The sequence below is a fragment of the Marinobacter sp. ANT_B65 genome (genome assembly GCF_002407605.1).
In the GTDB taxonomy this organism is placed as follows: domain Bacteria; phylum Pseudomonadota; class Gammaproteobacteria; order Pseudomonadales; family Oleiphilaceae; genus Marinobacter.
The window spans coordinates 1,225,244-1,245,666 of record NZ_NXGV01000001.1; the positions used below are offsets into that span (position 1 = coordinate 1,225,244).

At 53.1% G+C, this 20,423-nt stretch carries 21 protein-coding genes; 7 read left to right on the forward strand and 14 right to left on the reverse strand.

Annotation, left to right across the window (positions count from 1 at the left end):
- Window positions 1-44: 44 nt before the first annotated feature.
- On the reverse strand, window positions 45-1,844 hold the full coding sequence (locus CPA50_RS05745; RefSeq protein ID WP_096781471.1) for a PHA/PHB synthase family protein: 1,800 nt from the start codon (window positions 1,842-1,844) through the stop codon (window positions 45-47).
- A 152-nt stretch (window positions 1,845-1,996) separates the two neighbouring features.
- On the opposite strand from CPA50_RS05745, the gene CPA50_RS05750 reads away from it, so the two are divergent.
- Together CPA50_RS05750 and CPA50_RS05755 are read left to right on the forward strand one after the other, a co-directional pair.
- Complete coding sequence (locus CPA50_RS05750; RefSeq protein ID WP_096781472.1) at window positions 1,997-2,317, forward strand: TraR/DksA family transcriptional regulator; 321 nt, start codon at window positions 1,997-1,999, stop codon at window positions 2,315-2,317.
- A 125-nt stretch (window positions 2,318-2,442) separates the two neighbouring features.
- On the forward strand, window positions 2,443-3,906 hold the full coding sequence (locus CPA50_RS05755; RefSeq protein WP_096781473.1) for an SLC13 family permease: 1,464 nt from the start codon (window positions 2,443-2,445) through the stop codon (window positions 3,904-3,906).
- A 62-nt stretch (window positions 3,907-3,968) separates the two neighbouring features.
- Here the strand turns inward: CPA50_RS05755 and CPA50_RS05760 are convergent, their stop codons facing one another.
- Both CPA50_RS05760 and CPA50_RS05765 read right to left on the reverse strand, forming a co-directional pair.
- The gene (locus CPA50_RS05760) at window positions 3,969-5,000 is read right to left on the reverse strand and encodes a polysaccharide deacetylase family protein (protein ID WP_096781474.1); all 1,032 of its coding nucleotides are present in this window, start codon (window positions 4,998-5,000) and stop codon (window positions 3,969-3,971) included.
- Window positions 4,997-5,710 (reverse strand): DNA-J related domain-containing protein, encoded by a 714-nt coding sequence (locus tag CPA50_RS05765; protein ID WP_096782351.1) that lies wholly within the window; start codon window positions 5,708-5,710, stop codon window positions 4,997-4,999. Before CPA50_RS05765 ends, CPA50_RS05760 begins: the two co-directional genes overlap by 4 nt.
- A gap of 178 nt (window positions 5,711-5,888) precedes the next feature.
- On the opposite strand from CPA50_RS05765, the gene ttcA reads away from it, so the two are divergent.
- Window positions 5,889-6,809, forward strand: coding sequence for a tRNA 2-thiocytidine(32) synthetase TtcA (ttcA, locus tag CPA50_RS05770; protein ID WP_096782352.1), 921 nt, complete (start codon window positions 5,889-5,891; stop codon window positions 6,807-6,809).
- A 49-nt stretch (window positions 6,810-6,858) separates the two neighbouring features.
- Here ttcA and CPA50_RS05775 read toward each other — a convergent pair whose 3' ends face one another.
- The 5 genes from CPA50_RS05775 to ccoG are packed head-to-tail and all read right to left on the reverse strand — an operon-like array spanning window position 6,859 to window position 12,235.
- Complete coding sequence (locus tag CPA50_RS05775) at window positions 6,859-7,554, reverse strand: sulfite exporter TauE/SafE family protein (protein WP_096781475.1); 696 nt, start codon at window positions 7,552-7,554, stop codon at window positions 6,859-6,861.
- Window positions 7,551-7,805 (reverse strand): cbb3-type cytochrome oxidase assembly protein CcoS, encoded by a 255-nt coding sequence (gene ccoS, locus CPA50_RS05780; protein WP_096781476.1) that lies wholly within the window; start codon window positions 7,803-7,805, stop codon window positions 7,551-7,553. Before ccoS ends, CPA50_RS05775 begins: the two co-directional genes overlap by 4 nt.
- Before the next feature lie 16 nt (window positions 7,806-7,821).
- On the reverse strand, window positions 7,822-10,242 hold the full coding sequence (locus tag CPA50_RS05785) for a heavy metal translocating P-type ATPase (RefSeq protein WP_096781477.1): 2,421 nt from the start codon (window positions 10,240-10,242) through the stop codon (window positions 7,822-7,824).
- Complete coding sequence (locus CPA50_RS05790; protein ID WP_096781478.1) at window positions 10,239-10,754, reverse strand: FixH family protein; 516 nt, start codon at window positions 10,752-10,754, stop codon at window positions 10,239-10,241. Before CPA50_RS05790 ends, CPA50_RS05785 begins: the two co-directional genes overlap by 4 nt.
- Window positions 10,755-10,804: 50 nt before the next feature.
- The gene (ccoG, locus tag CPA50_RS05795; RefSeq protein WP_096781479.1) at window positions 10,805-12,235 is read right to left on the reverse strand and encodes a cytochrome c oxidase accessory protein CcoG; all 1,431 of its coding nucleotides are present in this window, start codon (window positions 12,233-12,235) and stop codon (window positions 10,805-10,807) included.
- Between ccoG and CPA50_RS19425 the strand changes: the two genes are divergently transcribed.
- On the forward strand, window positions 12,234-12,389 hold the full coding sequence (locus tag CPA50_RS19425; protein ID WP_179397155.1) for a hypothetical protein: 156 nt from the start codon (window positions 12,234-12,236) through the stop codon (window positions 12,387-12,389). The two genes, ccoG and CPA50_RS19425, sit on opposite strands and share 2 nt — an antisense overlap.
- Here CPA50_RS19425 and ccoP read toward each other — a convergent pair.
- From ccoP to CPA50_RS05820, 5 genes are all read right to left on the reverse strand, one after another.
- The gene (ccoP, locus tag CPA50_RS05800) at window positions 12,371-13,261 is read right to left on the reverse strand and encodes a cytochrome-c oxidase, cbb3-type subunit III (protein WP_096781480.1); all 891 of its coding nucleotides are present in this window, start codon (window positions 13,259-13,261) and stop codon (window positions 12,371-12,373) included. The genes CPA50_RS19425 and ccoP overlap by 19 nt on opposite strands.
- Window positions 13,258-13,443 (reverse strand): cbb3-type cytochrome oxidase subunit 3, encoded by a 186-nt coding sequence (locus CPA50_RS05805; RefSeq protein ID WP_096781481.1) that lies wholly within the window; start codon window positions 13,441-13,443, stop codon window positions 13,258-13,260. The genes ccoP and CPA50_RS05805 overlap by 4 nt, the downstream gene beginning before the upstream one ends.
- 4 nt (window positions 13,444-13,447) lie before the next feature.
- Window positions 13,448-14,056 carry a cytochrome-c oxidase, cbb3-type subunit II gene (ccoO, locus tag CPA50_RS05810; protein ID WP_096781482.1) on the reverse strand — a complete coding sequence of 203 codons (609 nt, stop codon included), beginning with the start codon at window positions 14,054-14,056 and terminating at the stop codon, window positions 13,448-13,450.
- Between the two features lie 14 nt (window positions 14,057-14,070).
- Window positions 14,071-15,501 carry a cytochrome-c oxidase, cbb3-type subunit I gene (gene ccoN / locus CPA50_RS05815; protein ID WP_096781483.1) on the reverse strand — a complete coding sequence of 477 codons (1,431 nt, stop codon included), beginning with the start codon at window positions 15,499-15,501 and terminating at the stop codon, window positions 14,071-14,073.
- Between the two features lie 341 nt (window positions 15,502-15,842).
- Complete coding sequence (locus CPA50_RS05820; protein ID WP_096781484.1) at window positions 15,843-16,133, reverse strand: antibiotic biosynthesis monooxygenase family protein; 291 nt, start codon at window positions 16,131-16,133, stop codon at window positions 15,843-15,845.
- Between the two features lie 84 nt (window positions 16,134-16,217).
- On the opposite strand from CPA50_RS05820, the gene tusA reads away from it, so the two are divergent.
- Complete coding sequence (gene tusA / locus CPA50_RS05825) at window positions 16,218-16,457, forward strand: sulfurtransferase TusA (RefSeq protein ID WP_096781485.1); 240 nt, start codon at window positions 16,218-16,220, stop codon at window positions 16,455-16,457.
- A 34-nt stretch (window positions 16,458-16,491) separates the two neighbouring features.
- On the opposite strand, the gene dsbD is transcribed toward tusA, so the two are convergent.
- The gene (gene dsbD / locus CPA50_RS05830; protein ID WP_096781486.1) at window positions 16,492-18,372 is read right to left on the reverse strand and encodes a protein-disulfide reductase DsbD; all 1,881 of its coding nucleotides are present in this window, start codon (window positions 18,370-18,372) and stop codon (window positions 16,492-16,494) included.
- 159 nt (window positions 18,373-18,531) lie between these two features.
- Between dsbD and CPA50_RS05835 the strand changes: the two genes are divergently transcribed.
- Window positions 18,532-19,113 (forward strand): elongation factor P hydroxylase, encoded by a 582-nt coding sequence (locus tag CPA50_RS05835; protein ID WP_096782353.1) that lies wholly within the window; start codon window positions 18,532-18,534, stop codon window positions 19,111-19,113.
- A gap of 6 nt (window positions 19,114-19,119) precedes the next feature.
- The gene (locus tag CPA50_RS05840) at window positions 19,120-20,406 is read left to right on the forward strand and encodes a DEAD/DEAH box helicase (RefSeq protein WP_096781487.1); all 1,287 of its coding nucleotides are present in this window, start codon (window positions 19,120-19,122) and stop codon (window positions 20,404-20,406) included.
- Window positions 20,407-20,423 lie beyond the last annotated feature (17 nt).

Genomic DNA, 20,423 nt, shown 5'->3' on the forward strand with positions numbered 1-20,423 from the left:
TGCAGAGCTGTCTGCCCCGGACAGTTGTTCACTTCAGATGCGCGTTATTCCGCAGCTTCTTTGGCCTTCACCAGCACGTAACTGCCCGGAGCGTCCTCAATTACGGCAAGCTTGCCGTCTCCGGGTGTTCTTGCGGCAACCTGCTCGCCAGCATATTGCTGAATCCATTCGAGCCAGTGTGGCCACCAGGAACCATGATGCTCGTCTGCGCTTGCAAGCCACTTATCCGCATCCGGTTTCATGGGGTCATTCGTCCAGTAACTATACTTTTCCTTGTAGGGAGGATTAATGACCCCTGCAATATGGCCGGAACCGGATAGTACGAAATGAACATTGCCACCATGGGCCAGAGCCCCTTTATAGGTGCTTTTCCATTTTGCGATATGATCCTGCCGGGCGGAAAGAAAGAACGACGGTACCTCTATTTCGCCCAGATTAATTGTCTCTCCAGCGAAAGTGAGAGCATCAGGCTGCACCAGCCGATTATTAAGATACATCTCTCGCAGGTAGAAGCTGTGCATTTTTGCGGGCAGGTTGGTGCTGTCGGTGTTCCAGTACAACAGATCAAAAGCCGTTGGTTTCTGCCCCTTGAGATAACTGTTGGTCCAGAACGACCAGAACAGATCATTCTCCCGTAAAAGGTTGAACGTGAACGCCATTGCCCGGCCATCCAGATAACCCTTTTTATTCATCGCGCGTTCAATACCACGGATTGAATGCTCATTGATGAATACACCAATGCCGCCGGGATCAGAGAAGTCCAGCAGGCTTGCAAGGTATGTAGCACTGACAACAGGATCCCTGCCTTTCTTCTTCAGCCAGGCCAGAGCTGATGCCAGAAGCGTCCCTCCGATGCAGTATCCGATCAGATTCATCTGCTCTTCGCCGGTGGCCGCAGTTACTGCCTCCATGGCCGCCAGAGGCCCTTCAGCCATGTAGTCGTCCCAGCCTTTGTCTCTCAGTTCGGGCCCTGGATTGCGCCAGGATATGATGAATACGGTCTGCCCCTGGCTGACAAGCCATTGGATAAAAGAATTTTTCGGGCTGAGATCAAGAATGTAATACTTATTGATCCATGGCGGGACAATCAGCAGGGGCCGTTTGCAGACAGTATCCGTGGTAGGTGTGTACTGAATGAGTTGCATCAGGTCATTCTGAAATACCACTTTTCCTGGTGTCGTGGCCAGGTTACGGCCGACCTCGAATGCGGAGCGATCGGTCATGCCAACATTGAATAGCTTCGGGTTCTGACGGAAATCATCGATAAACTGCTTCCCTCCATCGACCAGATTCATGCCCTTGCGCTCCCAGGTTATTTTGAGAGCCTCTGGGTTCGTTGCCAGAAAGTTGGAAGGAGCGAGCGCGCTGGTGAGCTGGCGAGCGTAAAAAAGCATCTGTTCGTGGCCGGCCGGGGGTATGCCTTCCATGTTCTCTACCCAATCCAGAAACGCTCGGGAGTTAATCAGGTAGGCCTGATGCAATACATCAAATGGCAGGTGCCTGTGCCACTCTTCTGCCCTGAAGCGCCGGTCATCACTGTCTGCGGGCGCAGCCGGCTCTTTGTCGATTCCGTTCAGTCTGGCGACCGTGTAAGAGCCTAGATCGGCGTATTTTCGGGCCAGTTCCAGCTCTGCTCCCGCGAGACGCCAGGGGTGAAGCAGCAAATCTTTTGCCATGGTGCGGTAGGCATCTGACATTTCAGACAATGTGGAGCTCTTGGCGTAATCCATAACGCCGGTATCTCCAAGCAACTTTTCCAGGTGTTGCTGGCCCTCACGTACTTTTGTTTCAAACGTACTTGCCAGTCGATTTGCGGTTTTTCCAAGCTTGTCCAGACCCAACATGTGCAGCCCTCAGTTAGGATGACGGGGAGAACCCTATTCTCTCTCAAGCACATTGACACAATTGTGATCAGCATCAATCCTGATCAGGGTTAAAAGGCTAATGTAGTCTATAGATAAGCTGTAAACCGTAGGCAGGAAACAGGAGATGTTATATGAGCAATCGCAAAGCGGAACTTGAAACACTGAAAGCGGATCTGATAGCACGCCTGGAACGTTATGAGGCACACCAGCAACGTAAAGGAGGGGCTCTCGACAAAGACTCTGAAGAGCAGGCTTCACAAATTCAGAACGATGAGGTTGTGGATTCACTTGAAGAAGAGACCCGGGTGGAGCTGGCGCAGATAAAAGTGGCACTTGAGCGCATTAACCAGGGGAAAGGTGAGGAGTGTGAGGTCTGCGGCAAGCCTATTGATCCCCGAAGGCTTCAGGTGCTGCCTTACACCACTGTTTGCGTGGATTGCGCTAAAGGCTGAATCCGGAAAGACCCTATACAGAACTTTTGGAAGGCTGACCGGGACTATTGCTGTCTGCAGAGTATCGCTTTGGTGGCTGAGTTCATGCATTATCCTGCCCCGAATTTGCGACGTGGAGTGGTTGTATGTCTGAACAACAGCAGATAACTGACAATCCGGAAGGGTATTCCAGAAGCCAGCTGGCTGGCCTGTTTCTCGGTGCGGGCTTTCTTCTGATAACGGTGCTTTTGTCTCCACCGGAGTCCATGACGGCCGAGGCGTGGTCAGCGATGGGACTTATGTTGCTCATGGCTACCTGGTGGTCAACAGAAGCCATCCCGATTCCCGCTACTGCACTTTTGCCGGTTGTACTTGTACCCGGGCTTGGCCTGGGGAGTATCTCTCAGGCGACATCTCCTTATGCGCACCCGATCATTTTTCTCTTTCTTGGTGGCTTTACACTGGGGCTGGCGATGCAGCGCTGGAACCTTCACCGGCGCATTGCACTGATGACGCTCAAGACGGTTGGTTCTGAGCCTAAATGGCAGATTGCAGGCTTTATGCTGGCGACAGCCTTTCTGAGTATGTGGGTAAGTAATACCGCAACTGCAATCATGATGCTGCCCATAGGCTTGTCTGTCATCGGAATGGCGGGTAATGGTCAGTCGGAAAATGTTCAGCGCTATGCCACGGCGCTTTTGCTGGCCATAGCATACTCCGCCAGTATTGGCGGTATCGCTACTCTTATAGGCACGCCGCCCAATGCTCTGCTGGCAGCCTACCTGAATGAGACCCAGGGTATATCGATCGGGTTTTCCCAGTGGATGTTGCTTGGCGTCCCTGTTGCAGCAGTGATGCTGGTGCTGGTCTGGTGGTGGCTGACCCGCAGAGAGTTTGGCCTGGTGGAGCAGGAAGACGCGGGTCAGGTTATACATGATGAACTTGCTGCTCTGGGGCCCATGAGTCGTGGCGAAAAGCTTGTATCCGTGATCTTTGTCCTGACGGCCGGTGCCTGGATTTTCCGGCCGCTGTTGTCGGTGAACATTGCACCATGGTTGACCGATACGGGGATTGCCATATCGGCGGCCATTGCCATGTTTATTATCCCGGTTAATACCCGTGAACAGAGTTTTGTGCTGGACTGGGATACAGCAAAAGGCATTCCGTGGGGGGTTCTTTTGCTGTTTGGTGGCGGTCTTGCCATGGCCGGAGCTATCAGCAGTTCCGGACTGGCCGACTGGATAGCAGCAAGTATGCATGTTGCAGGCGCATTACCGGTGATCGTAATGATCGTGCTGGTCGTGACGGTGATTATTTTCCTCACGGAAGTGACCAGCAATACAGCAACTGCGGCTGCTTTTTTGCCATTGCTGGGCGCATTGGCAGTTTCTCAGGACGCATCACCACTGCTTCTGACAGTTCCCGCTGCTATTGCCGCCAGTTGTGCGTTCATGATGCCGGTGGCTACGCCACCGAATGCGATTGTTTTTTCCAGCGGGCACATGAAGATAGGCGAGATGATTCGCACAGGGTTTGCGTTGAACATCGCCGGCATCATAGTGGTTACTCTGCTTTGCTATTTCCTTATGGGCATGGTTTTTACCCAATGAACCCTGTGCGGGCGCTACTTTTTGCGTCCGCACTCCCTCATACCGGTACAACAGAGGTCGGTTCAGTCTTCTGGTTGGCTGAGATCCAGCCATTGCTGGGAGAGCCAGTAGAAGCTGCCGTCTTCAGCCGGGTGAGTGCAGTTGTAGCGGAACCGACGGCTGTTGAAGGGTTTTGGTGCTTTGACGATGATTTTCTCATCGGTGGCCTCAAAATCTATTCTCCCCATGCCGGAAGCGAAACAGGTCAGCTTTTCCGGTTGAATCGCTTCCGATGCGGGTAATGTCAATGTCGGAGGGTTGGCTGCAATAATGCCATCCGGCAGCTCGCTGGCATCGACGGGAAAGACTTTGCTGTAAAGCTTGTCTTTGAGACCGTTCAGCTGCCCATAGGCATTGGCCATGGGAAATCTGGGCAGTCGGGTTTTTCCCGAGAGCGGTCCGACTGCTCCTGACTGTTGTCCAAATCCGAACCAGCCGCGTGCAGCGACTTCTGACTCCAGCGCTTCATCAAACTCACCATAGGGGTAAGCGAACAGCGGCAGGCTGGCTGCAAGTTGTTTTTCGAGTGTTGCCTGCGCTGTATCCAGGCTGTGATTTATCCGCTGCTTCCAGTCATTTTGTGTTTCATCCGGCCTTCTGACTAGATGCCCATGCCCTGCCGTGTGGTTGGCTACGCTGGCGCCATCCTGCTCAGTCAGTTCCCGTAACTGTTCCCAGGTCATATAGCCGTGGCTGCCTATGGCTGCTGTGTCTACAAAAATGGTATAGGGCAGGGAGCGCTCACGAAGAATGCCAGCGGCCTGGTTGTATACTGACTCATAGGCATCATCGAAGGTGATAGCAACACGCCGGCCAGTTGGTTGATTGCCCGAAAAGATACTTTGTGTTGCTGTCGCCAGGTCAACCACATCAATGTCCAGCTCCCTTATCATATCGAGCTGGGCCTGAAACAGGGAAACAGACGTACTGGTAGACGGGGGTGTGGCATCGCTGATGTGGTGATACTGAAGAATGACGAGATCGGCCCTTGCTGGGAAAACTGCCAGCGAGAGTGAAAACAGGATTACGGATATCCAGAGTTTCCGGGCTCTCATATCTGTTCCATTACGTGGTGAAAATGCGCTTTCAGAACGGCGAATGCCCCATTGAGCTCCTGAATAGCCTCTGTATCTCCCCCCCGGTCCGGATGTGCCTGCATGACAGCGCGACGAAACGCCTTTTTTGTTTCGGAGAAACAGGACGGGATCTCTGTAAATCCAAGTGTCTTTGCAGCTGCCAGTGTTTCAGGGGCGCCGGGCCCTGAGTTTTGGTAGCCGCTCCAGAAGCTCTCCATCATCTGCTGAATGGCATCTTCAGGAAGTTCATATTGGGACAGATCCAGATAGAAATTGCGCAGGCTGTCCAAGGCTCCGGGCAGGCCGTTTCCGCCGATGGTATCCTGATGTCTGATACTGATTTTCAGGGGCGAAATCATCAGATTTTCACCCGCCTCTGCCAAGGTATCCCTCAGACGGTACAGCACGTGAAAAAGCAGAAAGTGCACAGGGTAGAGCTTTTTCGGTTCGTGAAATTCCAGATTTCCGATCAGTTGCCAGGGAGGGCTTTGCAGTTTTCTGATCAGGGTGAGCTCGTCGATCCCGTCTGGTGAACTTCGAAGTTCATGCTCAGTGGCCACCAGCAAATGCTGAATCTGCTGTTCAAGAATCTCTCCTGACTCAATGGGCGGTGCTGGCCGGGACTGGTTCCGGGAGGTTTGCGTGTTGTTTTCAGAATCAATATCAGTGACCGGGCGAATGTTATTCATGGTTCTGATAGCTCCGGGGGCTGGTGCATTCGCTCTGCAAGCACGAGAGATGGATTTCTGTTTCCGTTTGCCAAGGGGGATTTTATTTGAACTCAAGATCTCCATGCCGGCATCCTGTCACTGAAATGACGGGATGCGTATAATCAGTTCTACCATTTTCCAGACGAATATAGTTTATATGTCCCAAGTGATAACCGATAGCCCGAAACAGCTCTCGAATAGTGAGTACGAACGTTCCTGCAAGGTAGAGCAGAATAAACTGCAGAAGCGTCTGCGCCGGGAAGCCGGTCGGGCCATTGCAGATTTTTCGATGATCGAAGCAGGAGACAAGGTAATGTGTTGTTTGTCCGGGGGCAAAGACTCATATGCCATGCTGGACATTCTGCTTAATTTACAGAAAAACGCACCCGTATCGTTTGAGTTGATAGCTGTTAACCTGGACCAGAAACAGCCAGGTTTCCCTGAGGAGATCCTGCCTGGCTATCTTTCAGAACTGGGCATCGAATATCACATTGTCGAGAAGGATACGTACAGCATCGTCAAGGACAAGGTGCCAGAAGGTAAAACCACCTGCGGGCTATGTTCGAGACTGCGTCGCGGTATTCTCTATAACTTTGCCGAAGAGCATGGCGTTACCAAGATTGCATTGGGGCATCACCGTGATGATCTGCTGGAAACCCTGTTTCTGAACATGTTTTACGGAGGCAAACTTAAAACAATGCCACCGGTACTGCACAGTGATGATGGGCGGAATACGGTTATTCGTCCTTTGGCCTACAGTCGTGAGAAGGATATTGCGCGGTACGCAGCTCTCAGGCAATTCCCTATCATCCCCTGCAACCTTTGCGGTTCCCAGGAAAATCTGCAGCGCCAGGTTATCAAGGAAATGTTCCAGCATTGGGATCAGCAGCACCCGGGTCGGCTTGAAACCATGTTCAAAGCCTTGTGCAATGTTGAGCCCTCACATCTGGCTGATACCAGTCTGTATGATTTTCGCGAGGGCAAACGTCTGGGCGAAAAACAACAGGTAGTTCAGACAGCCGCGCCAGAGCAGGAATCAGAACAGAGTTTTGGTCGCCTGGACGTTCTTAACATCTGATGGTTTGATTGAGTGTTTATGAGAGGCCGGCGAAGAAGGTAATTCCGGCTCAGTGGCTGTGACCGATTACAGCAGTGATCGGCAGAGTCCATAGCCCGAAAAGTATCAACAGGACGCCCGTTAGTTTACGGAACATCTGATTGTTTTTCATTCCATTGATCCAGCTTGCTGCGTAACCGGTCGCAAGCATGGATGGCAAGGTACCAAGCCCGAAAAAAACCATGGTGAGCGCGGCCGAGCCAATGGTTGGCTGCAGAGCTGCCCACCCAAGGGTGCTGTATACGAGCCCACAGGGTAGCCAGCCCCACAGAGCCCCTAGTGCCAGCGCCTGCCCTGCGTGATTGACGGGCAGGAGCCGGCGGGTAAGCGGTGACAGTTTTGTCCATAGCGGCGCTCCGATACGCTCCACGTAGCGGATTCCCTGCCACCACTGCCCCATGGATAACCCCATGAAAATCAGTAATAAGCCGGCTATAGAGCGCAGAACAACGCCGAGTCCGGCCCATTGATTTGCCGCAGAAGTACTCAATATTGCCACTAATGTTGCTATCAATGCATAACTTGCTATCCGCCCTGAATTGAAGGCGATCAGAAGCAGCGACTGGCGCAGCCGGAATCCCTTTCCGACGCGTAAGGCCATGGAGAGAGAGGCACTTATACCGCCGCACATGCCTAAACAGTGGGTGCTGCCAAGAAGACCTATAAGAAATGCACTGGGGTAGCTGAGATAGAGTTCCGGATTCATGGGTGGTCGGGTTTGCCCTCGGAGTTGTTCCCGGGGCTGGAATTCTGCTCAGGGGTCGGGTTCTTTGCCTGCAGCGGTTTGTCCGTGCGTGCTTCTTCCGGAATCATGTCTTTGTCGTCATCATACAAAATGCGGTGTGCTGGGCCTTCAAGGTCGTCATATTGGCCATTTTTAACTGCCCAGGAAAACAGGAAAATACCCATCACCACCAGGATCAGCATCACCGGTACCAGAATCATTACGATTTCCACGGATTAAACCTCATAGTCAGAGCTTGGTATTTACGGTGCGGGTTTCGGTTCCAAGACGCAAGGCGTTGAGCACAACTATCAACGAACTGAGTGACATACCAATTGCAGCGAGCCAGGGTGGCACCAGGCCGGCAGCGGCAAGGGGAAGGGCGCACAGGTTATATACAAGCGCCCATGCCATATTCTGGCGAATGATTTTTCGGGTTCGGCGACTGGTATTGAGAGCTTCAACTAACTGCATCAGCTGACCGTTGAGCAGAACTGCATCCGCCTTGAGCTGAGTCAGGTCAGCTGCCGAGCCCATAGCCACAGAAATGCCGGCACCAGCCATAGATGGGAGGTCATTCAGGCCGTCACCGACCATCATTACCTGATGCCCCTCCGATCGGAGCCTGTTCAGTACATCCAGTTTGTCCTCTGGCGAAGCCTGCCCAATGGCCTCATCAATGCCCAGAATGTCTGCAATCTGACGGACATGGCCGGACCTGTCGCCGCTTAACAGCAGTGTACGAATACCTGCGGCCTGCAACGCTTTTACTGCTTCTGCAGCATCGTCCCTGGGCTGGTCATCAAGCTGGAAGCAGGCCAGCCATTCGTCTTCTGATGCCAGCCAGATCTCCATTCCTGAATGAGATTCCGATTCAGGTTCCGGCGCAGAAATGTGTCCGGCAACAAAGGCTTTGTGACCAATAAAAAATGCCTGGTCGCCAGATTTTCCGGAAAGTCCTCCGCCCATATGGTTGTTCACATGGTCAATAGCGGCCGCTGGGTGATTATGGAATACGCGGGCTATGGGATGTTCTGAATGTCGCTCCAGGCCCGCAGCCAGTCGCAGGCAGGTGTCTTTATCTTTACTGCCGACAATCCGGGTATCAATCAGACTCAGCTCCCCGCGGGTCAGAGTGCCGGTTTTATCGAAGACCACGGTATCGATGGAGTTCATCGACTCCAGCGCATGGCCGCGGGTCGGGAGAAAGCCGAGTCGTCGCAGCTTGACCGTGGCCGAGGTGATCGCCGTGGGTGTCGCAAGCGACAGGGCACAAGGGCAGGTTACAACAAGAACCGAGAGGGTAATATCGAAAGCATTGTCTGCGCCGGCCAGCCACCAGCCGATCCAGACTACAGGTGCAAGAATGAGTACGCGCCCTACGAACTTGCCGGCAATACGGTCTGCCATACGGGCAACTGGTGGTTTTTCCGACTGCACCCGGTCCAGTATCCGAAGAATCCCGGAAAGCCGGGTCTGTGCACCGGATTTTTCCACCCGTACATCTAAAGGGTTTTCTCCGTTGACGCTTCCGGCATGGACGGTATCTCCGGGTAAACGGGTTTCAGGAAGGTACTCGCCAGTAAGTGCGGATTCGTTGAGAGTGGACTGGCCACGCAAAATTACCCCATCGACGGGCAGGGTTTCACCGGGCCTGATCCGGACGACGTCACCGGGTTTAATCTGATGGGCGGGAACAATTTCCGTGTTTTCTCCATCCACCCGGGTTGCTACTGTAGGATGAAAACCCGCCAGTGCGTTGCCCGTAAGCCCTGCGCGGTACCTGGCCTGAACTTCAATGTAGCGACCCAGCAACAGAAAGAATGTGAACATACAAACAGATTCAAAATATACTTCTTCGCCGCCCATAACGGTTACCCAGGCGCTGGCCAGATACGCAAGGCCAATAGCGATGGCAACCGGAACATCCATTGTCAGGTGGCGGGTTTTTATATCGCGCAGCGCATTGCGGAAAAAAGGCCCTGCGCTGTAAAGCACAACCGGCGTTGCAACCAGTAAGCTGAACCAGCGGAAAAAGCTCACAAATTCATGTGACAGGTTGCTGACCAGTTCAAAATAAAGTGGAAACGCCAGCATCATGCTCTGGAAGGTGCCTATGCCCGCTACGGCCAGGCGGATCAACATGGAGCGGTGCTCCGCTTTCAGCTGATCTTCTACAGCATCTGACTGATAGGGGCGGGCGGTGTAGCCGAGTTCATGAATTGCGATCAGCAAATCGCTCAGCAACGCCTTGTCCTGTGCCCAGACGAGCCGGGCCCGCTGGGTTGTGTGATTTACGGAGAAGGAAAGTACGCCTGGTTGCTTCTTCATGTGGTTTTCCAGCAACCAGATGCAGGCAGCGCAGGTAATGCCGCCAATCAGAAGCTGAGCTTCCTGCCCACCTTTAACCGGTGAGACAAAGGCCTGCTGGACCAGAGGGTGATCCAGCTCTCTGATCCTGTCCAGCTCGGATTTGTTTAGCTGGCGGGGTGTGACTGCGGTTTCCGTCCGGAGTTGGTAGAAGCCAGTCAAACCTTCGTTGTGAATGGTTTCACAAACAGCCTTGCAGCCTTGGCAACAGAAAAAACGGCTTTGCCCATCAAGCTCAAGCGTAATGGGCGGCTCACCATCAGCTGGTTCGCCGCAGTGGTAGCAATCCTGGGGGGTCACCCTTTTGCGGCGCCTTTCGGGGTCATGTGGAGATTGCCATCGAGTGGTAACCAGACCTCACCTTTGAGACGCCAATGGTTCTCTGGGCCTCGAAGCTCATAATACCAGCGACCGTCGATGTCCTGCAGCATGGTTCCGGAATAATGCCCATTGCCATCACTCCGGAACTGGATTGTACGATCGTTCTGGGCCAGTGTCGGGTGAAAGAGGGTGAGTACCAGATAGGGGGAATCCAAGGGTCCCTGCTCGGCGTTAACTTTCAACAAAATGCTGCGATCCTCGAATACCATGTCGGCAGTCAGGCCCATCTTTTTTGCGGCCTCATCGCGGGCTATTTCAAGGTTGATACCCCTGCCTTCTTTTGAATAGTCATCAGTAACCATTGTATCTTTCATGTTCGATGCTACCACCAGCATGCACATGCTGAAGGTGATTGCAGATAGCGGGGCGATGGTCAGGAACCAGAACCAGGGCTGCCGGTACCAGGGCGCTACGGGTACTTCGTTATTCATATTGCTCAGTCTCGTCTAATACAGGTTGCTCACAGTGGCCCGCTAAGGCCTTACTGTGTTGGACCGACAAATCGGCTTTCAGTTTCCAGCTTGAGTGAAGCGTCCGTTTCAGACTGTGCGTGGAATATTATTTCGTTGTTTGATTGTGGTATGGATTCAGGTGGAACATCCACAACGGTAGGCAGGGACCGGTTTTCACCGCTGTCTACAGTTACCTGGGTCTGGGTCAGAATGCGTAAGCCATCCAGCCCTGTTACGGATAGCGTAAAGGTTTGGGGAACTTCCGACATGTTGGCTATTTTCAGGGTGTAAGAGTTCTCAATGCGTCCTTCACCATTAAAGCTGAAAAGTGTGCCACGATCTCTCAGTGCATCCATCTGGGCAGGCACCCGGGTTGCAATTACGAACACGATGGCAATGATCATTGCTGTTAAAACTGCGCCGTAACCAAATGTACGAGGCCGCAGCAATTTCGATTGTTTGCCTTCAAGCTCATTTTCAGTGGTGTAGCGGATCAGGCCCCGAGGGTAGTTCATTTTGTCCATGACTTCATCACATGCGTCGATGCAAAGCGCACACCCGATGCACTCATACTGAAGGCCGTCACGGATATCAATACCGGTAGGGCATACGTGCACGCACTGCCCACAATCAATACAGTCGCCAAGGCCAACTTCTTCCGGTTTCACGTCTTTTTTGCGGCCACCGCGAGGCTCCCCGCGGTTGGGGTCGTAGGAAACAACCCGGGTATTCGGGTCAAACATGACCGACTGAAAGCGAGCATACGGGCACATATACAAGCACACCTGCTCACGCATCCAGCCAGCGTTCAGATAAGTAGCTATGGTGAAAAACGCAACCCAGAAATAAGCCCAGCCATTGGCCTGAAAGGTGAAGATGTCAACAATCAGTTCACGAATCGGATAGAAATAGCCGACAAATGTAAGCCCGGTCATCAGGGCGATAAGCAGCCAGAGTGTATGTTTCAGAGCTTTCTTGACTACTTTTTCCTTTGAGTTTGGAGCCTTGTCGAGCTTCATTCGCTTGTTGCGGCTCCCCTCAATGCGCTCTTCAATCCACATAAAGATGAACGTCCATACTGTCTGAGGACAGGTATAACCGCACCAGACACGGCCAAACAGTGTGGTGATGAAGAAAAGGCCGAAAGCGCAGATGATCAGCATGCCTGAAAGCAGGAAAAAGTCTTTTGGATAAAAAGTGATGCCGTAGAGATGGAATTCCCTTGCTGGCAGGTCAAAGTGGATCAGAGGGCTTCCATCCAGGGTGAGCCACACGAACAGAAAGTACATGCTCATAAGCAACAGCAAGCTGACCGTTCGGATACGCTGGAAGAGGCCTTTCACTTCCTTGACGTAGATTTTCTTACGACTTGCGTAGAGTTCGACGGTTTCTGCTTTCTTTTTTTTGCCTGAGGGTTCTGAAGAGGGATCGATCTGTTTGACCGGAATTTCATTGCTCATGGATATCTCCAGATGGAGTAGTAATGCTGGTGCGGTGCCTTTTCAGGCTTATGCTGATCTTCTCAAGCCTGTGTCCGCACGCAGACACAGGGTTGAACAGACCATGCCGGGCTTTGAAGAAGCCCGGCTGGAAAGTCAGTTAGACAAGCTGTAAACGTATGCAGCCAGAATCTGGATCTGATCGTCTGACAGGCGACCACCCTGAGCTGGCATTTCGTTCTGGCGACCGTGCAGTACGGTCTCCTTGATCCACTCATAGTTGGAACCATACAGCCATACGTTGTCTGTAAGGTTCGGCGCGCCGAGGGCCGGATTGCCTTTGCCTTCAGGGCCGTGGCAGGCAACGCAGGCCTGAGCAAAGACGCCCTGGCCGGCAGTGGCTGCAGCAGCATCGATTTCACGACCACTGAAGCTCAGAACGTAATTCACCACCTGGTCAACCTGTTCATTGGTCATATTAGGCATTACACCTTTTGCAGGCATATTGCCCATACGACCGTTATGCAGGGTTTGCAGGATAAGTTCCGGTGTACCACCCCACAGCCAGTCATCATCGGTCAGGTTAGGGAAGCCTACCTGGCCGCGAGCTGCGGAACCGTGACACACAGAACAGTTGTTGGCGAACAGGCGCTGACCAATCTTCAGCGCGTCTTCATCCTTTGCCAGCTCTGGTACCGGGGTCTGACCATACTGGGCATAGATTGGACCGTATTGCTCGTCAGCTGCGGCGACTTCCGCCTCCCACTGATTGGCGGATGTCCAGCCAAGAAGCCCTTTGTAGTTACCAAGGCCAGGATACAGAGCCAGATAACCCAGAGCGAAAATGCATGTAGCGACAAACAAGTAGAACCACCATTTTGGCAGCGGGTTGTCGTACTCTTCGATGCCATCGAAGGAATGGCCCATGGTGCGGTCAGTTTCCACATCAGTTGTCTGGCTCTTACGTGTTGCGAAGAGTAGCCAGGCACAACCAAAAACGGTACCGAGCACGATCACAGTGACCCAGATGCTCCAGAAGGTACTCATTGTTTTTTCTCCGTTTTTTCCTGTTCAAGAGTACGCCGTTCCACCTCGTCATCATCGAACGGGAGGTGGGCTGCTTCTTCGTTTGCCTTTTTGCGGTGGGCGCTGAACGCCCACCAGATGATGCCTATAAAAACCGCCATCAGCACAAGGGTATGAATGCCGCGTAACTCGTTAATGTCCATCAAATCACCGTTTGTCTGAAAGTACCGTGCCCAACTGCTGCAGGTACGCGACCAGGGCCTCGATTTCAAACTTGCCTTCCACTTCACCGGGTGCAGCAGCAATCTGTTCGTCTGTGTAAGGCACGCCCAGCGTCTGCAGGCCGTTCAACTTGGCCGCAGTGGCTTTGTGGTTTACTACATCTTCGAACAGCCACGGGAAAGCAGGCATATTGGACTCAGGAACCACACTGCGCGGGTTATACAGATGCTGACGTTGCCAAGCATCAGAATAACGACCGCCAACACGGGCCAGATCAGGCCCTGTGCGTTTGGAGCCCCACAGGAACGGGCGGTCGTAAACAAACTCACCCGCAACGGAGTAGTGGCCGTAACGCTCGGTTTCTGCGCGGAAGGGGCGGATCTGCTGAGTATGGCAGACGTGACAACCTTCACGGATATAGATGTCGCGGCCTTCCAGTTCCAGAGCCGACAGAGGCTCAAGACCTTCTATAGGCTCGTTGACTTGTTTCAGGAAGAACAGCGGCACTACTTCTGCGAGGAAACCGCCACTGATGGTCAGGATGATGAAAACGATCATCAAGCCTATATTTTTTTCTACGATTTCGTGTTTCATCTGGTCTCTCTCCGTTACGCCGCCTGAATTGCTGCGTTGTCCTGCGCAACCGCTTCTTTTTGGCGCACGGTCATGTAAACGTTGTAGGCCATGAACAGCATGCCGGACAGGAAGATGACGCCGCCAAGGAAGCGCACGAAATAACCCGGGTAGGATGCTTCAAGAGCTTCCACAAAGCTGTAGGTCAGGGTGCCGTCTTCGTTAACCGCACGCCACATCAAACCCTGCATAATGCCGTTGACCCACATGGCAACGATGTACAGAACGGTTCCGACAGTCGCCAGCCAGAAGTGCACGTTAATCAGGCTTATGCTGTACATTTCCTTGAGACCCCAGACTTTGGGAATCACGTGGTAGATCGCACCGATACTGATCATGGCAACCCAGCCCAGAGCACCGGAGTGTACGTGGCCGATGGTCCAGTCAGTGTTGTGAGAGAGTGCGTTCACCGTTTTGATAGACATCATAGGGCCTTCAAAAGTGGACATGCCGTAGAACGACAGGGAAACCACCAGGAAGCGCAGGATTGGGTCAGTGCGCAGTTTGTGCCATGCGCCGGACAGGGTCATCATACCGTTGATCATGCCGCCCCAGGAGGGAGCAAGGAGGATCAGGGACATAACCATGCTGGCAGTCTGGGCCCAGTCTGGCAGTGAAGAGTAGTGCAGGTGGTGGCCACCGGCCCATACGTAGGTAGCAATGAGCGCCCAGAAATGCACGATGGACAGACGGTAGGAATACACCGGCCGGCCGGCCTGCTTGGGAACAAAGTAGTACATCATGCCCAGGAAGCCAGCAGTCAGGAAGAAGCCTACTGCGTTATGGCCGTACCACCACTGGATCATCGCGTCGGTTACGCCGGCGTAAGCAGAGTAGGACTTGAAAGCACTGACTGGCAGCGCCAGGTTATTACCGATGTGAAGTACTGCGATGGTAATAATGAAAGCGCCATAGAACCAGTTGGCAACGTAGATGTGTGAGGTGCTGCGCTTGGTAATTGTTCCGAAAAACACCAGTGCGTAAACAACCCAGACTATGGTAATGGCAATATCAATTGGCCATTCCAGCTCAGCGTATTCTTTGGTGCTGGTCAAACCCATTGGCAGGGTAATTGCCGCAGAAACGATGATTGCCGTCCAGCCCCAGAAGGTAAAGGCTGCAAGTTTGTCGGAAATCAGACGTGTCTGACAGGTGCGCTGAACCACGTAATATGACGTCGCGAACAGGGCACTGCCACCAAATCCAAAAATAACGGCGTTGGTATGCAGCGGTCGCAGGCGACCGAAATGAGTAAACGGCAGATCGAGGTTGAGGGATGGCCAAACCAGTTGTGCTGCGATCAACACCCCTAGTGCCATGCCAACAATACCCCATACCACTGTCATGATGGCGAACTGTCTCACCACCTTATAGTTATATGTCAGGTTCGGATTTTGTGTGCTCATAGCCTTACCAATGGGTTCAAAGTGGGGAAATATGCGGGCGCAAGTATGGAGAAACCATTAGCTGTTTGCAATGACCCGGATCAACTCCTGATATCTGTCAAATGCGCCCGAATCAACCGCATGGCGTCATTTCGTGACGTTTTGCAGGCTGAGGCTCTATGATAGCCTTGGAGTGGGTTGAGGTGAACTTGGCAAAGTTGATTAAGAACAATAAAAGCAGTGTTGAAACGAAAGTAATTGCTATGTGATCAGGCCCGGCAGGTTCGATTCCGTATCGGGCTTTCGATTTATTGGCGAAATCGGCGTGACGGGCAAGTGACGCCAGGCAGAGCCTGAATTGATTAAATGCCGCTCTGCTTGAGTACCGTTATGGTTTCATCCTTGTCCATCATAGGTATCAGTTCGGCCATCAGGTTGCGGCGGTCCAGGGACCGGTGCCAGCGGTTCCAGTCGGCTTCTGAGCGCCAGTTGGCAAGTGTGATCCGGTGATTGGTGTCATGACTGTCGACCAGTGTTTCTCCGGAAATAAATCCAGGCGCTGCCACTGCCCGTTGAAGAACCCGGCGAGAACGTTCTTCGTATGCAGTTTCAAGTGACTCGGCTATGTGGCGCTCAATCAGAACCCGGATCATGGAAACCTCCAGATGTTTTAATGGTATAAACAGTAATTTAGCACGTATTTCTGAAAAGTCAGACTGGATAGAAGGAGAAGCTTTGTGACTGCGGTCGAATTTGATGCAGAGATGGATACATGCGGGTTGTTTTGCCCGGAGCCCGTGATGATGCTGCATAATCGCATCAAGGATGTGGCGCCGGGAAAGATCCTCAGGGTTATTGCAACGGACCCCTCAACAACACGCGATATTCCCCGGTTCTGCCAGTTTCTCGGGCATGAACTGGTCAGCCATACAGAGCAGGGCGAACGTTACATTTATCTTGTGCGCCGCGGCGTCTGAGCCTTCCCCTCTCCTCCCTCCCGGGGCTGGATGTTCAGATGGCTGGCTTTACACCGTTGATATGATTCATGAACTCTTCCCGATCCATTTCGCCCAGAACCCTCTGTCGCGCCATTTCTTCGCCGTTAGAGTCGTAGAACAGTATGGCTGGTGGTCCAAACAGTCCCAGATCGTCCAGCATTGCCTGTTGAGCAGGTGTGTTCTCGGTTAAATCAATCTGCAACAGAGTGAAGGGACTGAGCGCACGAACCACCTCGGCGTCACTGAACACATTGCGTTCCATGACCTTGCAGGAGATGCACCAGTCTGCATAGAAGTCCAGCACAACGGGGCGTCCCTGCTGGCTTGCCTGCGACAATAGAGCCTCAATTTCGGATGGGGCCTTAACGCGCGCAAATTCTGCATGAAGGCTCGTATTGCCTGGCGATCCGGCAGGAATGGCTTTGGCAATGAACGGGTCCAGTGGTGCGAGCGGGTCATCGGCGCCGGCAACTGCTCCTGCCAGCAGAGCGAGCCCATAGGCAAAAAAGATCAGCCCCAGTCCTTTCCGTGTGCGTTCCCAGCCCGCTTTTGCTGCGTCAAATGCACCTAGTTGTACGCCGGTTATGGTGATCAGAGCCCCCCAGAGCGTCAGCCCAATCCAGCCTGGAACAAGGCGCTCTACCAGCCAGATGGCCACAGCTATCAGCATGACGCCATAAAAGTGTTTTACAGTGGTCATCCAGTGTCCGGTAGAAGGCAGAAGCGTACGCCCACCTATAGCTACGAGTATCAGCGGGATTCCCATGCCAAGGCCAAGGGAGAAAAGAGCTATTCCACCGATCACGGCATCCTGGGTTGTTGATATGTACAGCAAGCTGCCTGCAAGCGGAGCGGACACGCAGGGGGATACAATCAGAGCGGAGAGGGCGCCGATGCCGAAAATGCTGATAACACGTCCGCCAGTGAGTTTCTGGCTTGCATTATTCAGTGGCTCGCTGATAAAGCGCGGAAGCTGAATTTCGAACAGGTCAAACATGGAAAGGGCAAACACGGTAAACATCAGTGCGAAAACACTGAGCACCCAGGGTGACTGGAGCTGTGCCTGCAGGTTGAAACTCGCGCCCAGAAGGCCGGTAAGCACTCCGGCCCCCGCATAGGTAAGTGCCATGCCCAGAACATAGCTTCCTGAAAGCAGCAGAGCATGCCAGGTTGTACGTGTGTTTTGTCCCGAGACCAGAGAAGAAATAATCGGAACCATTGGCAGTACGCAGGGTGTGAAGGTCAGCCCAAGGCCCAGCAGGAGAAAGACGCCGGCAATAACAAGGGTTGATTGCTCGGACAGAAAACCGGCAAGCCCGGTTGCGGATTGGGTGTCTACCTGAGGCGTTGCACTGATCTGGCTGGCTTGAGCCTGGCCGGATCCGGCGTCCTTGCTTTGGTAAAAGAGCACTTCGCGAGTCTGCGGCGGGTAACAGAGACCAGCTTTGGCACACCCCTGATAAGTGACTTCGAACCTTGCTTCGCGAGTGTTGTCAGGAAGCTTCACCGGAATCCGCGCTTCTACCGGATCGAAGAAGACGGTGGTCTTGCCAAAATACTCATCCTCAATTTCAGTTCCCGGGTATGAGAACTTTGCTGTGCCAGCGCTGGCGCCGTCATCCAGGGCTTTTACGCTGATGCGGTCGAGGTACAGGTAATGCTTGGGTGTTATATCCCAGTAAAGGACAATGGCGTCACCATCGGTGGTGTGACTGAATGGAAGGGCTTCATCTACCGGAAGAAACTGATTGCCCTTGTTTCCGAAAAGGGAATTGTTGCTGCCCAGTGCCCCGGACGCATTTGCTGCCGTGAGTAGCAGCAATAACATGAAAAGAAGGCTGTATGGCCTGTTAAGGCCGAGGGTGCTGCCGGATTTGGTGAGTAGAGCTATCATGGAATGCGCAGTTTCCCGGTTTGTATCATGTCAAAGTAAGCAGGCGATCATGCTGAGTCAGCCGCCGGTCTGATAATGTTCAGGGAGCTGGTGGACACTCTGGGCCAGCGAAAGTTCCCTCTGGCATTGGGCGCGTTAAAGTCGCACAATAGCCTCCCAATGAATCACAGTCCAAACGATCTTGTCATGCTGTTTAATGACCTGTTCCGGGAAGCTTACCGGACAACGCTGGTCAGAGGCGACGAAGAACCTGAATACATACCTGCAGGCGGGGCCAGGGAGCTGGCCCATGTGGTGTTCGCTCATGGCTATTATGCCAGTGCTCTGCATGAAATTGCTCATTGGTGTATTGCCGGTGAGCACCGGCGCACACTTCTCGATTATGGCTACTGGTATTGTCCCGATGGTCGGACACCAGAGCAGCAGAGAGAATTTGAGCTGGTTGAGGTGAAGCCTCAGGCTATAGAGTGGCTGTTTTCAGTAGCCGCCGGCTCGTGTTTTCATATCAGCGTGGACAACCTGTCGGGAGGCGGTGCGTCTGACGAGCGTCGCTTCCGGCGCAGGGTGCTGGATCAGGCAGAGTATTATCTGGATAGAGGTCTTCCTGAGCGAGCGCAGGCCTTTTTTGATACGCTGAAATTGTTTTATGGAACCGGTGATTCCTTCAGAGCGGCCTGGCAGGATGATGTCAGGCGTGTGGTTCCGTTATATTCCGCAAAAGAACACTATGAGGCAAACTGAGACTCCATGACATCTGACCCAAAGCACACCGGCGATCTGAGATTCAGTGATCTGAATCTGGACAAGCGCCTGCTGGACGCCATTGCTGCCATTGGTTTCGAATACTGCACTCCGATACAGGCAGAAACTCTGCCCTGGACATTGGCGTGTGAAGACCTGATCGGCCAGGCCCAGACCGGAACCGGCAAAACAGCGGCATTTCTTATAACCGCAATCCAGAGTCTTCTGGAGACGCCCATACCGGAAAGCGATCGCTTTGCTTCGGAGCCGCGCGTTCTTGCTCTTGCGCCAACCCGCGAGCTGGCCATGCAGATCGCCAAGGATGCCGAGGAGCTATGCAAGCATACGGGCCATAAGGTGGTAACCGTTGTTGGTGGCATGCACTATGACAAACAGCGTGAGCAGCTACACAACGGTATTGTTGATATCCTCGTAGCTACCCCGGGGCGTCTGATTGATTTTCTGGGCTCTCAGGATGTATTCCTTGATCAGCTTGATATTCTTATTCTGGATGAAGCTGACCGAATGCTCGACATGGGCTTTATTCCTGATGTGAAGCGCATAATCCGGAAATGCACCCCCAAGGATGAGCGCCAGACGTTGCTGTTCAGTGCTACGTTTAATCAGGATGTTCTCAACCTTGCTTCCATGTGGACCAATAACGCCGAATTTGTTGAAATCGAGCCGGAGCAGAAAACTGCTGAACGGGTAGAGCAGACGGTTTACATGGTGGGTGACGACGAGAAACTACCAGTGCTGGTGAATTACCTTAAGCGGCCGGAAGTAGAGAAGGCCCTGGTATTTGCCAATCGGCGGGATCAATGCCGGGATCTTGAAGAGGATCTTCGTAATCAGGGCGTTAAAGTAGCTCTTATGTCCGGTGAGATTGCCCAGGCCAAACGCCTGAAGACTCTGGATCAGTTCAAGGCCGGAAGTATTCAGGTTCTTGTGGCCACCGATGTTGCCGGGCGTGGTATCCATGTGGATGGCGTTACCCATGTTTTCAATTACAGCCTGCCAGATAGCGCCGAAGATTATGTGCATCGCATAGGGCGTACGGGCCGGGCAGGAAAAACAGGCGTATCTGTCAGTTTTGCGGGCGAGGACGATTCATTTGGTCTTCCGGCCATTGAGAAGTACATTGGCCAGAAACTCAAAACAACCGTTCCGGAAGAAGAGTTAATGGCCGAAATGGATAACCCGCCTATTACCCGCAAGCGTGGCCGTCGCCCGCCGCAGGGGCAGGGCGGACGGGGAGCGGGTGGTCGTAGCCCGCGACCACGCAGGAACTGACATACCGGGAACCTATT